General features: G+C 62.0%; 12 protein-coding genes. 9 read left to right on the plus strand and 3 right to left on the minus strand.

The features are described 5' to 3' along the window. The coding region (locus tag KA184_20405; GenBank protein ID MBP8131948.1) for a PHP domain-containing protein at positions 1-181 on the minus strand (181 nt) is incomplete at its 3' end. Continuing rightward, positions 178-867 carry a CinA family protein gene (locus tag KA184_20410; GenBank protein ID MBP8131949.1) on the minus strand — a complete coding sequence of 230 codons (690 nt, stop codon included), beginning with the start codon at positions 865-867 and terminating at the stop codon, positions 178-180. The genes KA184_20410 and KA184_20405, both read right to left, overlap by 4 nt. A gap of 219 nt (positions 868-1,086) precedes the next feature. On the opposite strand from KA184_20410, the gene KA184_20415 reads away from it, so the two are divergent. The 9 genes from KA184_20415 to KA184_20455 all read left to right on the plus strand — a co-directional run bounded on the left by KA184_20415 (position 1,087) and on the right by KA184_20455 (position 11,483). Then, the gene (locus tag KA184_20415) at positions 1,087-1,857 is read left to right on the plus strand and encodes a lytic transglycosylase domain-containing protein (GenBank protein MBP8131950.1); all 771 of its coding nucleotides are present in this window, start codon (positions 1,087-1,089) and stop codon (positions 1,855-1,857) included. A 115-nt stretch (positions 1,858-1,972) separates the two neighbouring features. Next, positions 1,973-2,767 (plus strand): phytanoyl-CoA dioxygenase family protein, encoded by a 795-nt coding sequence (locus KA184_20420; protein ID MBP8131951.1) that lies wholly within the window; start codon positions 1,973-1,975, stop codon positions 2,765-2,767. A gap of 334 nt (positions 2,768-3,101) precedes the next feature. Next, positions 3,102-4,121: a rod shape-determining protein gene (locus tag KA184_20425; GenBank protein MBP8131952.1), complete on the plus strand. Its 1,020-nt coding sequence runs from the start codon at positions 3,102-3,104 to the stop codon at positions 4,119-4,121. Positions 4,122-4,228: 107 nt separating this feature from the next. Then, positions 4,229-5,158 carry a rod shape-determining protein MreC gene (locus tag KA184_20430; protein ID MBP8131953.1) on the plus strand — a complete coding sequence of 310 codons (930 nt, stop codon included), beginning with the start codon at positions 4,229-4,231 and terminating at the stop codon, positions 5,156-5,158. A gap of 8 nt (positions 5,159-5,166) precedes the next feature. Continuing rightward, entirely contained in the window at positions 5,167-5,673 is a 507-nt protein-coding gene (mreD, locus tag KA184_20435; GenBank protein ID MBP8131954.1) for a rod shape-determining protein MreD, read from the plus strand. 1 nt (position 5,674) lies between these two features. Then, the gene (gene mrdA / locus KA184_20440) at positions 5,675-7,615 is read left to right on the plus strand and encodes a penicillin-binding protein 2 (protein ID MBP8131955.1); all 1,941 of its coding nucleotides are present in this window, start codon (positions 5,675-5,677) and stop codon (positions 7,613-7,615) included. Next, positions 7,612-8,829, plus strand: a complete 1,218-nt coding sequence (rodA, locus tag KA184_20445) for a rod shape-determining protein RodA (GenBank protein MBP8131956.1) — start codon at positions 7,612-7,614, stop codon at positions 8,827-8,829. The genes mrdA and rodA overlap by 4 nt, the downstream gene beginning before the upstream one ends. Before the next feature lie 39 nt (positions 8,830-8,868). Further along, positions 8,869-10,374, plus strand: a complete 1,506-nt coding sequence (locus tag KA184_20450; GenBank protein MBP8131957.1) for an Rne/Rng family ribonuclease — start codon at positions 8,869-8,871, stop codon at positions 10,372-10,374. A gap of 125 nt (positions 10,375-10,499) precedes the next feature. Continuing rightward, positions 10,500-11,483, plus strand: a complete 984-nt coding sequence (locus KA184_20455; GenBank protein ID MBP8131958.1) for an HD domain-containing protein — start codon at positions 10,500-10,502, stop codon at positions 11,481-11,483. Between the two features lie 35 nt (positions 11,484-11,518). Here the strand turns inward: KA184_20455 and KA184_20460 are convergent. Continuing rightward, positions 11,519-12,346: hypothetical protein (locus tag KA184_20460; protein MBP8131959.1), on the minus strand; the 828-nt coding region annotated here is incomplete at its 5' end.

Here is a 12,346-nt window from a genome sequence, read left to right on the forward strand (position 1 = left end):
TCCCGCGTTTCCCGGCTTCCTGGAAGAACTCGACCGCGCCGAAAAGCGCGCCGTGGTCCGTGAGCGCGCAGGAACGCATGCCGTAGTCGACGCAGCGGTCGAGCATCGTCTCGATCGTGCACGCTCCGTCCAGCACCGAGAACTCCGAATGCACGTGCAGGTGTACGAAGCCCGCGCTCATGTTGACAAAACCTCCCAGAGCAACGCCAACGCCGCGTCCGCGGTCTGCCCCTTGACCGCGGCGCGGTCTCCCTCAAACCGGAACCGGCGGGCCATCACGCCTGCCGGCCCGGCCAGCGCCACATAGACCAGCCCAACCGGCTTTTCCTCAGTGCCCCCGGACGGGCCCGCAACACCGGTCACGGACAGACCGTAGTCGACGCCGTAGCGTGTGCGCGCGCCCGCGGCCATGGCCCGCGCCGTCGATTCGCTCACCGCGCCATGTGTTGCCAGGGATTCCGCGGGCACGCCCAGAAGCAATTCCTTCATTTCATTACTGTATGCTATTATGCCCCCCCAGAAACACGCCGAAGCGCCCGGAACATTCGTGAGCCGGTGCGCAATCAGCCCGCCGCTGCACGACTCGGCCGTAACGATGCGCTGGCCGCGCCCGGTCAAGACCTCCACTATATCTTGCTCTGTCAGCGATGGTGTGCGCGCCATGCGGTAGTTTCCATGATGCGATTGGTTCAGGCGGCGCGGCAACGCGCCGCGTTCCAGGGTGGCTGTAAGGTAGCATCCCCCGCTGCGGCAGGGCAATAGGTGAAATTTGAGAAAACGGCAATAAACCGTACGCGCCGCAATATCCCTGGAAATGGGGCAGGAGGGCCTTGTCCCGAGGGGGACGGTCGAGTATACTGTTGACATGTTCGCGGGAGAAGCCGTGTGACTCGAGAGTCCTGGTCAGCACCAATTTTGTGCCTGATGCTCCTGTGGTGTGTCGGCGTGTTTTCGCCTGGCGGGACCGCTGCCGAAGAGACCACGGCGGAGCGCATTCAGGCGCAGAAGGAACAGGCCCTGCCTGCCAGTCACCGGCATAGTATTGAACGCCGGCGCACGGCGACGGAACGGCGGCAGGCGCTGAATATGCACCAGTACGAGGACTCGAACGGAGTCATAACGCTAACGAACCGGCCGGAGAAATACCGGGACCGGAATGAATACACGGAAATCCGCATTGATTTCGAGCCGATTTACGTGCCGCAGCAGTACCAGGCCTACACCTCGCCCGCGCAATACTCGACCAGTTCCATTGAGGGGTTGGTGCGTACCTATGCGCAGCGGTATCTGCTCGACGAGAACCTGATCTACGCGGTGATCCGCGTTGAAAGCAATTTCAATCCCAATGCGGTGTCGCGCGCGGGCGCCTGCGGCCTGATGCAGCTTATGCCCGCCACCGCGGCGGAGATGGGCGTAACGAACATCTTCGACCCGGCCCAGAACATCGCCGGGGGCACGCAGTATCTTGCCAAGATGCTCGGCCTGTTCAACAATGACCTGAGCCTGGCTTTGGCGGGCTACAACGCGGGCCCCGAGGCGGTCAAGAAGCACAACGGCATTCCTCCGTATGCCGAGACTCAGGCCTACGTGCGCAACGTGCTCGCATACCACAGGCAATTCCAGTCCGGCGGGCTTCAGGCGCGCGCCGGCTATGCGGGCCGGGTGCACCAGGCGGCGCCTACGCCCCCCGCACTGCCTGCTGCATCGAAGAAGCAGTTTGTGGTCCATTTCCACAGCGGCTTGCAGCAGCCGGCCGACCAGGTCCTCGACGAAGACCCCTATTACTACATCGTGTATGGCCGGCGCACCTACCCCGTGCGCAAGGAACTCGTCGCCAGCATCGAAGAGCCGGCCTGACCCCGCCCGCTGGCCGCGCCGGGAATCATCCGCTCCCGTCCCACGTTATTGCTGAATGCCGTGTGTTCTTGGGTTTGACTCGCGGGAACCGGACAGTGCACCGGGGTACATGCGCATGCCTGCAGACACTTCGCCGAAGGGCTTCTACGAGGAGATGGGTTTCTATGTGCATGACGCCCCTCTGTTCCCGGAAGACCTGGTTCGGCGGGCTGTCGCGGGGATGGACGCGATCCGCGAAGGCCGCTACGAAACCGGTATTTCGCCTGAGGAATCGTACTGGAACCCCGGCGACGCGCAAGACAAGCTCTGCAAGATCGAGATGCCCCAGTTCGCGAACCGGGCCATCCTTGAACTGGTGAGTTTCCCCGGGCTGGGCCGGCTTGCGGCGGAAATCACCGGCGCGCGCATGGTCCAGGCGTGGTGGGTTCAGTTACTGTACAAGCCGCCGGCTGCGCACGCGGCGGTGCAAGGCACAAACGTCGGCTGGCACCAGGACCGGCAATACTGGGATGTCTGGACGCCCGAGAGCGAGCTGTTCACTGCCTGGGTCGCCTTGAGCGATGTAACCGCCGGGGCGGGACCGATGGTGTTCGTGCCGCGCTCGCACCGGTGGGGCGTCCGGAACGAGGGCGACTTCTTCAGCCAGGACCTCCTTGCGCAACGGGGCGGCATGCGCCTGCCGGAGGAGGCGCGGTGGATGGAAGTACCCGCGATTCTGCCGCCGGGCGGCGTGAGCTTTCACGACCAATTGACGTTTCACGCCAGCGGCCCGAACCTCAGCGGCGCACCGCGCCGCAGCATCGCCATCCACCTGCGGACGGGGCAATCGCGTCCCGTCCTCGACAAGCGAAGCGGGCTTGCCCGGTACATCGATGATCCCGGGAAGTGCCCCATACTCTATGGCGGATAGGGTCAGGTACGGACACCCGCCGCGCCAGGCGGTCCGCCCCATCGGGAATAACTGTATAGCACAGTATCTATCTGGTGACCGCTATTGCGCGGCTTCCGCTTTGCCGGGCTGTGCTGACTTGCAGGTTTCCATGGTCAGTGGAAACTTGGGGGGCGTTTCGGGTATTGGATAGGGGAGTGTACCTGACGTGCGTGTTGGATTTCGGGCCTTGTTCTGTTATGATCGAGGCCATTGTTGACGCAGTCTTTTCTAAGTCGTTATTCCTGTGTGCTTTAGGGGATAATTCCTGCTGTTGCATGGCGACGGCGCTGTGAAAGGATAGAGTGTGTTGGGAATCTTCAGACGTCTGCCCGGCCTGTTCTCGCACGATATGGCCATCGACCTGGGCACGGCGAATACGCTTGTGTACGTGAAGGGCCAGGGCATCGTACTCAGCGAGCCGTCGGTCGTCGCGGTCAACAAGGACATTGACAAGGTGCGCGCGGTCGGCAATGAGGCCAAGAACATGATTGGCCGCACGCCCGGCAACATAGTCGCTATTCGCCCGATGAAGGACGGGGTCATCGCGGACTTTGAAATCGCGGAGGAGATGCTTCGCTATTTCATTCAGAAGGTGCACAATCGCAAGCGGTTGGTCTGGCCGCGCGTGGCCATCAGCGTTCCTTCGGGCATCACGCCGGTGGAGCGGCGCGCGGTTACCGAAAGCGCGATGCAGGCAGGCGCGAAGCAGGTGTTCACGATCGAGGAGCCCATGGCCGCGGCGATCGGCGCGGGCCTGCCCGTACAGGAGCCGCAGGGTTGCATGATCGTGGATATCGGCGGCGGCACGACGGAAGTGGCCGTGATTTCGCTGGGCGGGATCGTGTTCTCGAAATCGGTGCGGGTGGCGGGCGACGAGATGGACCAGGCCGTTATCCAGCACTTGCGGCGCACATACAATATGATGGTGGGCGAGCGCACAGCGGAGGAGATCAAGATCGCCATCGGCTCGGCGTTTCCATTGAAGGAAGAGCTGGAAATACAGGTCAAAGGCCGTGACCAGGTCATGGGCTTGCCCAAGATCATCACGATTACGTCTGAGGAAATCCGCGAGTCGCTGAAAGAGCCGGTGAGCGTAATCGTGGACGCGGTGCGCGTTACGCTCGAGCGCACGCCGCCGGAGTTGTCCGCCGATATCGTGGACCGGGGCGTGGTGCTGGCGGGCGGCGGGGCGCTGTTGCGAGGGTTGGACCAGCTCCTGTCCAAGGAGACGGGTTTGCATGTGATGGTGGCGGAGGACCCGCTTACCGCGGTCGTGATGGGCGCGGGCAAATATCTCGAGGAACTGAAGAACTTCCCGTCCGAGGATTTGTAGGTTCGCGGAGGCTTTGAGGTGAGTCACGGGCCGCAACCTGCTACAATGATTTCAGGTTCAGGGGATTGTGATAAGGTAATGCCGCCAGCCATAGAGGGACCTGACCGGTGTCGCTCGCACGACGCATGATCGAGCATCGGCCCGAAATCATCCTGGTGGTGCTGGTCGGTTTATCCTTCGTATCGCTGCTTACCGGCACGCGCGCGGGGTTTCTGGGCACGTTTCTGCGAAAGACGGTTTCACTGACCGCCTATCCTTTCGTCCGCACGATGGATTACACCAGCCGCGCCACGGACTACACGCTCGACCTCGTTTTTGCCTACGACAGATACCGCAGCGAGAGCGCCTCCTTGCGGCGTGAACTGGCCGTGATGAAAGCCGCGCTTGCCGAAGTGCGGGAGATGCGACTGGAGCGGGGGCGGCTCAAGAACATGCTGGGTCTGGTGCGTAACGAGCCGCGGCTCACACTCGAGCCGGCGCGGGTTCTCGAGAGTTATCGGGGCGTGCTCAAGATCGACCGGGGCGCCCGGCAGCACATCGGCGAGGCTATGGGCGTCATCAGCGAAAATGGCGTCGTGGGGATTGTAATCGAAGTGGACGCGTTCACGTCTACGGTTGCCACGCTGCACCACGTCGACTGCCGCGTCGGCGCCATGGTGCAGCGCAATCGCATCCGGGCTTACGACGGCATTATTCACGCGGGCGGCAGCAACTTGAATCTGTTCTGCACGATGGACTACATCGACCTCAAGGACGACGTTCGGGTGGGCGACCAGGTGGTCACCAGCCCGGAAAGTGTTTTCCCCAGCGGCTACCCGATAGGATCGATTACAGCCATTCATGGCGGTGGTTCCATGTGGAAGACCGCCGAGATTGAACCAACGGTCGATCCGTACCGGCTGGACGAAGTCTTCGTCGTTCGCCAGACCACGCCGGCCGCCGAGGAACTGGAGGGTCCGCTGCCGCCCGAAAATCTGGCCTCGGGCCCCTCTGAGAGCCCGGACAACCGTTCCCTTCAGGAACGCTACGCACCCTAAGAAACAGTATGCGACGCAATATTCTATGGGCCGCCGTGTCGGTCGTGGCGGCGTTGATTCAGACGACTTGGCTGGACGTTGTCAAGTTCCAGGGTGTGGTGCCGGACCTGACGTTGCTGCTGGTCGTGTACTTTGCCATGGCGGACGGCGAGGAACGGGCCATGTTCACGGGGCTTATCGGCGGCATTTACCAGGACGTGGCCGGCAATTATACGCTCGGACACAGTGTGGCGTGCCTCGTGATCGTGGGGTATCTCGTGGGACGCGTATCCACGCGGCTCATCATCGAGAATCCAGCTGTAAAAGCGGGGCTCGTGCTGTTGGCGGCGATTGTGCATGGCGTGCTGTTCACGGTCATTCTCTACGTGCAGAAACCGCATATCAGCGCGTTGCACACCATCGGCACGGCCGTGGTGCCGGGCGCTTTCTACACGGCCGTCATCACGCCGCTCGTCTTCCTGGTGCTGGCGTGGTCGTTCCACCGCGATGACCTGTTGAAGCGGGGGACCTTGTGAGATGCTGAGCAGGAAGGAGCCCAAACGCTACGAGGGCGTTGAGAACCGCACGCAGTTGTTTGCGCTCGCGCTTGCCGTGGCCTTTGGCGCCCTGCTTTTTCAGTTCTGGCAGCTTCAAGTGGTGCGCCTCAGCCAATACCAGGAAATGGCGGAAGACAACCGCGTGCGCAACGAACGGCTGAAGTCCGACCGCGGCGTCATTTACGGGCGCGGCGACGTGATTCTGGCGGATAATCGCGCGGGCACGGATATCGTGTTTGTGCCGGGCGAAGCGCCGAAGGAGCGCCGCCGCGAAATCTGCACGACGCTCCAGGAAATCCTGGGCATCGACGGTGAAGCGCTGTTCGCCGAAACGCAGAAGCGCGAACGCGCGCCGTTCGAACAGATTCCCGTGAAGCGCGATGTATCCCGGCGGGACGCTGTCCGCGTGGAGGAATTGCAGTACAAGCTGAAAGGCGTCCTGACGGTGGTGCATCCGCAACGCCGCTATATTCACGGGGAGACCGCCGGGCAGATCCTCGGCTACCTGGGCGAGATCAGCAAGGATGAGTTGGAGCGGTGGGATGGCTATTACATGGGCGACCTCGTCGGCAAGACGGGGCTGGAACGGATGTACGAGAGCCTGCTGCATGGCCGCGACGGCTACGCGGTGGTGACCAAATACGCATGGGGCCGGCCCCAATTCTTCACGGACAGGCGGGGCGTGCCCCGCATCGCCGCGCGGGACAGTCACGGTCACTTGCTGACCGAGGAGGCGCCCCGTGAGGAGCCCGTTTCCGGCCTGCCGTTGTATCTTACGCTCGACATCGATGTACAGCGCGAAGCGGAACGGTTGCTCCGCGGGGAAGTCGGGGCAATCTCGGTGCTTGATTCGGACACGGGCGCCGTGTTGGCCCTCGCGAGCAGCCCCGGCTACGACCCAAGTGTGTTCGTGACCCGCGGGATGAGCCATGAACGCATCAAGCTCCTGGAAGCCGCGCAACCGAACCCGATGCGCAACCGCTGCTACGTCGAGCACTATCCGCCCGGTTCCGTCTTCAAAGTGCTCCTGGCCTCCGCGGCCCTCGAGGAGGGCGTCATCGATAAGAACGCGACGTTCTTCTGCCCAGGCTTCTACCAGATTGATGGGAAGGGCCGGCGCTGGCATTGCCACAAGCGCGGCGGGCACGGTCACATGTCCGTGGTCCCTGCCCTGGCCCTCTCGTGTGACGTCTTCTTCTACAACGTTGGGCGCAGACTGGGTATCGAACGGATAAACAAATGGTGTCATCGGTTGGGGCTTGGTGTCCCCACGGGTATCGACCTGCCGGGCGAAGTGCCCGGGTTGATTCCCAACCCGGAGTGGAAACAGGAAGTCCTCAAAGACGCGCCCGTCTGGGACCGCAAGTGGTTCGAGGGCGATACCGTAAACGTGAGCATCGGCCAGGGAAGCGCGGCCACCACGCCGCTGCAGAACGCGGTGCTCATGGCGTCCATATTGAACGGGGGCCGGTTCGTGCGGCCGTACCTGAACCGGGAACTGGGCCCCCAGATTTCGGAGCGGTATCTCAGCGATGAAACAGTAGCCATTGTCGTGGAAGGCATGCGCGAATGCGTCGGCGTGGACGAGGCGAGCGCGCGCGGGACCGGCCGCCATGCCTATATACCCGGGATGGCGGTACTCGGCAAGACGGGCTCCGCACAGGTCATGTCTCTCGAACATCACAAGAAGTATGCCCGCGAAGAAGATATCCCGTATGAGATGCGCGACCATGCGTGGTTCATCGCGGGCGTGACCGACCGCCAACCCCGCATCGCGGTTTCGGTGCTGGTCGAGCACGGGCATCATGGCGGTACCGAAGCGGCGCCCGTGGCCAAGTCGATTATCGAGTACTTCTACGCGCAGGAGGCGCAACGGATGAACGATACGCCGGTAACGCTGGCGCAGCAGGGGACCCCATGAACCGGCTAGCCACACGCGAATACGACGTGCGCGACGCGCACATGCACGTCATGAACCGGCGCAATCTGCTGCGCATCGACTGGGCGCTGCCCATCCTTGTCGTGGTGCTCGCGGTCATCGGGTGGCTGACGCTCTATAGTGCGGGGCGCAGCACGGAAGACACGTTCTATAGCCGGCAGATAGCCTTCTTCTTTGGCGGACTCGTCCTGACCCTGACCATCGTGTGCATCGACTACCGGTTCCTCATCTGGATGGCGCCGCTGATGTACATCGTCGTGATTGCCATGCTGATTGCCGTGGAGTTCTACGGCGTGAGAGGCGGCGGCAGTGAGCGCTGGCTGGTCGTGGGCCCCATCCGCGTTCAGCCGTCGGAACTCGCCAAACTTGTCCTGGTGTACGCGCTGACGTGGTATTTCACGCTGCTGGGCGACCGCATACGGCGCTTTCACTGGTTCGCCCTCTCCTTCGTCATCGCGGGCATTCCCATGGCCCTGATCGTCATGCAGCCCAACCTGGGCACGGCGGCGTGCCTGGGGCCCCTGCTCGTGGTGATGATGTTTGTGGCCGGCTGCCGCTGGTGGCATCTCGGCCTGATATTCCTGGCGCTGTTTGCCACGGTCCCCTGGTTGTGGTGGCAAATGTACGATTTTGACCCGAAACTTGACCAGGCGGGCCGTGCTGCCCACGACGCCGCGGCGGAGTTCTACGAACTCAAGTATTATCAGAAGATGCGGATTCACACCTTTTTCAATCCCGAGGCCGACCCGGTAGGCTCGGGCTGGCAGACCATTCAGAGCATGATCACGGTGGGCAGCGGCGGCATGTCGGGCAAGGGGTATCTGAAAGGCACTCAGACGCGGCTGAACTACCTGCCCGAGCACCACACCGACTTCATCTTTTCCCTGTATGCGGAAGAACGCGGTTTTGTCGGCGTAATGGTCATTCTGGGACTGTATCTGGCGTTTCTCCTGCGGGGGCTTCAGTTTGCCCGAGACTGCCCCGAGATGCACGGGACCCTCCTGGCGGCGGGCGTCGTTACGATTCTGTCTTTTCATATCTTCGTAAACGTCGCAATTACCGTGGGACTGTTGCCGGTAACCGGCATCCCCCTGCCGTTCATGAGTTATGGCGGGTCGTTTTACATGACGACCATGATGTGCGTGGGCATCCTGCTGAACGTGCCCATGCGGCGAAGGATGTTTGTCAATGAATAGCTTGGCGGACCCAACGGGGGAACTCCGATGAGAGAAATCGTGATTAACGTAAGTCCGCTCGAGACGCGGATTGCGTTAATGGAGAATAAGCGTCTCGCGGAACTCAGCGTGGAGCGACAGGAAAGCCGGAGCCTGGTCGGCAACATCTACAAGGGCCGCGTTGAAGACGTAATCCCGGGCATGCAAGCCGCGTTCATCAATATTGGCTTCGAGAAGAACGGATTCCTCTATGTCTCCGATATTGCGGGGATTGAGGGCACCGCGGACCTGGTCCTTGAAGACGGCGTGCCCAAGCAACGCTCTCGTGCGCGCCGGGCGCGGCGCTCCGTCGAGTCGCTGGTGAAAGAAGGGCAGCACATCATGGTCCAGGTTATCAAGGACCAAATGGGCGCCAAAGGCCCGCGCCTTACCAACTTCATCACGATCCCGGGCCGGTACGTTGTGCTGATGCCGACGGTGAGCAACCTTGGGGTCTCGCGCAAGATCGAATCGCAGCGCGAGCGCGACCGGCTGCGCAAGACCCTGGCGGAAGTGCGCCCGCGCGATGTGGGCCTCATCACGCGCACGGCGAGCGAGGGCCGCAGCAGGGAAGAGATCGAAGCGGACGTCCAGTTCCTGGCGCGCACGTGGCAGAAGGTGAAGAACAAGTACGACGGCGCGCGCGGGCACGCCCTCCTGCGCGAAGACCTGGGGCCGATCCTGCGCACCGTGCGCGACCAGTTCACGGCGGACATCGACCGCCTGACCATCGACAGCGAAACCGAATACTCGCGTATTCTCCACTTTCTCGAGTCTTTTGCGCCGGCCTTGGAGAGGCGCGTGCGGCTCTACCGCCAGAAGACGCCGCTATTCGAGCGCATGGGTATCGAGGCCGAGATCGAGAAGGCCCTGCGCCGCAGGATACACCTGAAAAGCGGCGGCCACATCTGCATAGACCAGACGGAAGCGCTCATCGCGGTCGACGTGAATACGGGCAAGTTTACCGGCCGGAAGCAACTCGAGGATACCGTGCTGCAGACGAACCTCGAAGCCGCGACGGAAATCGCGCGCCAAGCCCGGCTGCGCGATCTCGGCGGCATCATCGTGGTCGATTTCATCGACATGATGTATGAGAAGAACCGGCGCGAATTGATCCGGCATCTGACCGAGGCGCTGAAGACGGACCGCGCCAAAACGACGGTTTCGGAAGTGAACGAACTCGGCATGGTCGAACTCACGCGCAAACGCGTGAAACACAACTTGTTGAAAGCGCTCTCGCAGCCTTGCCCCTACTGCGAGGGCAGCGGCATGGTGCGGTCGGTGACCACCGTGACCTTCGACGTGCTGCGCCGGCTGCAGAGCCTTTTTTCAACTTCAAAGGAGAAACACGTCGTCCTGCAAGTGCACGGCGACGTGGCGAGGCGGCTCAGGAACGAGAACAAGAACTTGCTCGACGCCATCACGAAGGAATTCGACCGCGAAATCACCGTTGAATCCGTCTCCGATTTCCATATTCATGAGGTCAAGTTCCTGCGCGCGCGCACGCGTCAGGAAATCACGTTGTGACGTTAATCCTCCGGCTGCTTTAGTTGTCACCGCGACTTGTGATACAAAGTCGTGAGGAAAGAACCGGTTTCGGGTTCAACGCGCCGTATGGCAAGCGCTGATTGGAAGGAACGGTGGGTGGTGCCTTGAATATTATCGAAGCCGAAGCGGGACCCGGCGGGGAATCGTACCGGCCCGTTGCTATCGGCTCCATCAGGCTCAATACGGCGCCGGCGTTCGACCTCTATTTCCGGCCCGATTCCGCGCAACCGATTGTGCTGTACAGCCGCCAGGGCCTGCCCGTTACCGCGGAAACGCTGTGCCGCCTCGAAGAAAGCCGCATCGATGTGCTGTACGTTCACGAGGCGGCGCTGCAGGAGTACCGGCGCTACGTCTCGGCGAACCTGGGGGAAATACTGGCGGACACAAAGATGCCCGTGCAGGAAAAGGCCCACATTCTGTACAACACCGCCCAGGCGGTGCTGGAAGACGTCTTCGACCAGCCTCCCAGCCGGGAAAGCGTCAACCGGGGAAAAGACGTTGCGCGGCACACCGTATCGCTCATGACTTCGGACGGATTTGTGTTCGAGCATCTGCTACGCACAATATCCGGCGACTATTACCTTTACACGCACAGTGTCAACGTCGCAACCTATTCCGTTGCGATGGCCATGCGCATGGGCTACAGCGATGCATCCACGCTGCGCGAAATCGCCAACGGCGCGCTCCTGCACGACATCGGAATGAGCCGCATCGATTCCGCGGTCCGCATGTCAGACGGCCCCCTGACGCCGGACCAGTGGGCCCGGGTCAAACAGCATCCCGTGGAAGGGCATGCCCTGCTCGAAGGCCTCGGCTGCCTCGGCGAGATCGCGCTGGATATCATCCTGCACCACCACGAAAAATTGAATGGCGCGGGCTATCCCCACGGCTTGAGCGGCAAGGCGCTTTCCCCTTTCGTGCGGCTCGTCAGCCTGTGCAACGTTTTCGACGCCCTGACCACGGACCGCCATCATCAGCCCGCCAGAAAAACCTTCGCCGCCATCCATCTCATCCAGACCGAAATGCGCCACGAGATCGACCAGGAACTCCTGCGCCTCTTTATAGAGATGATGGGTCTGCGCCCCTGACTTTTGTAAAGGCTCATCCGGTCAGTCGAACCGTTTCATCGTTCCTGCCCAACGGCGCGAGGGTCGCCGCAGCCACATGCGTGAAGTGCTCCTCTCCTATCCAAATCCGGGCAATATCCAGATGACGAATCCCAAAGGCAGGTCATCGCAAGGTATCCTCCGCCGTAACCAAGAGGAAAACAGGTGCCTGGGACAGTGTCTGGGTCGTCGAAACCAAACGCCGCGGGCATATGCTCCCCTGTGAAAAACGCCGTCAGGTTCCGGTGGGCGGGGCCGCCTTCTTGGTTGGCGTCTTTCTGGGCGGTGCGGATGTAGATCGTGGGCCGGTTGACGTGGGGCACCAGGTTGCCGGATTCATCCACGGCGAGCACTTCCTCATCCGGGGCGTCCAGGGGATACGCCGGAGGCGGCGGGTCGTTCGGATTCGACCAGTCGGCGATCCAGGCGACGCCTTCGCCTTTCCAGCGCACGAACGTGTAGCCGGGACGCGGGTGCGCCGTGCAGGCCACCCATTCCGCGTTGCGATAGGCCCACGTCGTCGGGTTCGTCACCTCCCAATATGGGGCTTGGTAGTACTTCTTCGCCGGCGACGCCGTGCAATACCCCGCGCAGACGTCCCGTCCCGCGCCGGTGCTGTTCCGGACCAGAAAAGTGATGGTGGATTTCTCACAGAATTCCACGGTGGCGGAAATTCCCGAATTCCAGTACTTGAACATGATACAACCGGGCGTCGCGGTCTGGATGCCTTCGCCGTACACCCTGCGGAACTGATGCCCCGGTCCGTCCGGCGTCGGCACGGCGGGGAATGTCGCGCCCGAGGAGGAGCCGGATGCGGGAGTAGTCAGGTAACGTTCAAACATGGG

Source organism: Candidatus Hydrogenedentota bacterium (assembly GCA_018005585.1).
GTDB lineage: Bacteria > Hydrogenedentota > Hydrogenedentia > Hydrogenedentales > JAGMZX01 > JAGMZX01.

Bases quoted from the DNA above. Each gene is read 5' to 3' on its own strand.
- KA184_20420 (MBP8131951.1), top strand. From the start codon at position 1,973: ATGCCTGCAGACACTTCGCCGAAGGGCTTCTACGAGGAGATGGGTTTC.
- mreD (MBP8131954.1), top strand. From the start codon at position 5,167: ATGCGACGCAATATTCTATGGGCCGCCGTGTCGGTCGTGGCGGCGTTG.
- KA184_20415 (MBP8131950.1), top strand. From the start codon at position 1,087: ATGCACCAGTACGAGGACTCGAACGGAGTCATAACGCTAACGAACCGG.
- mrdA (MBP8131955.1), top strand. From the start codon at position 5,675: ATGCTGAGCAGGAAGGAGCCCAAACGCTACGAGGGCGTTGAGAACCGC.
- rodA (MBP8131956.1), top strand. From the start codon at position 7,612: ATGAACCGGCTAGCCACACGCGAATACGACGTGCGCGACGCGCACATG.
- KA184_20410 (MBP8131949.1), bottom strand. From the start codon at position 867: ATGTCAACAGTATACTCGACCGTCCCCCTCGGGACAAGGCCCTCCTGC.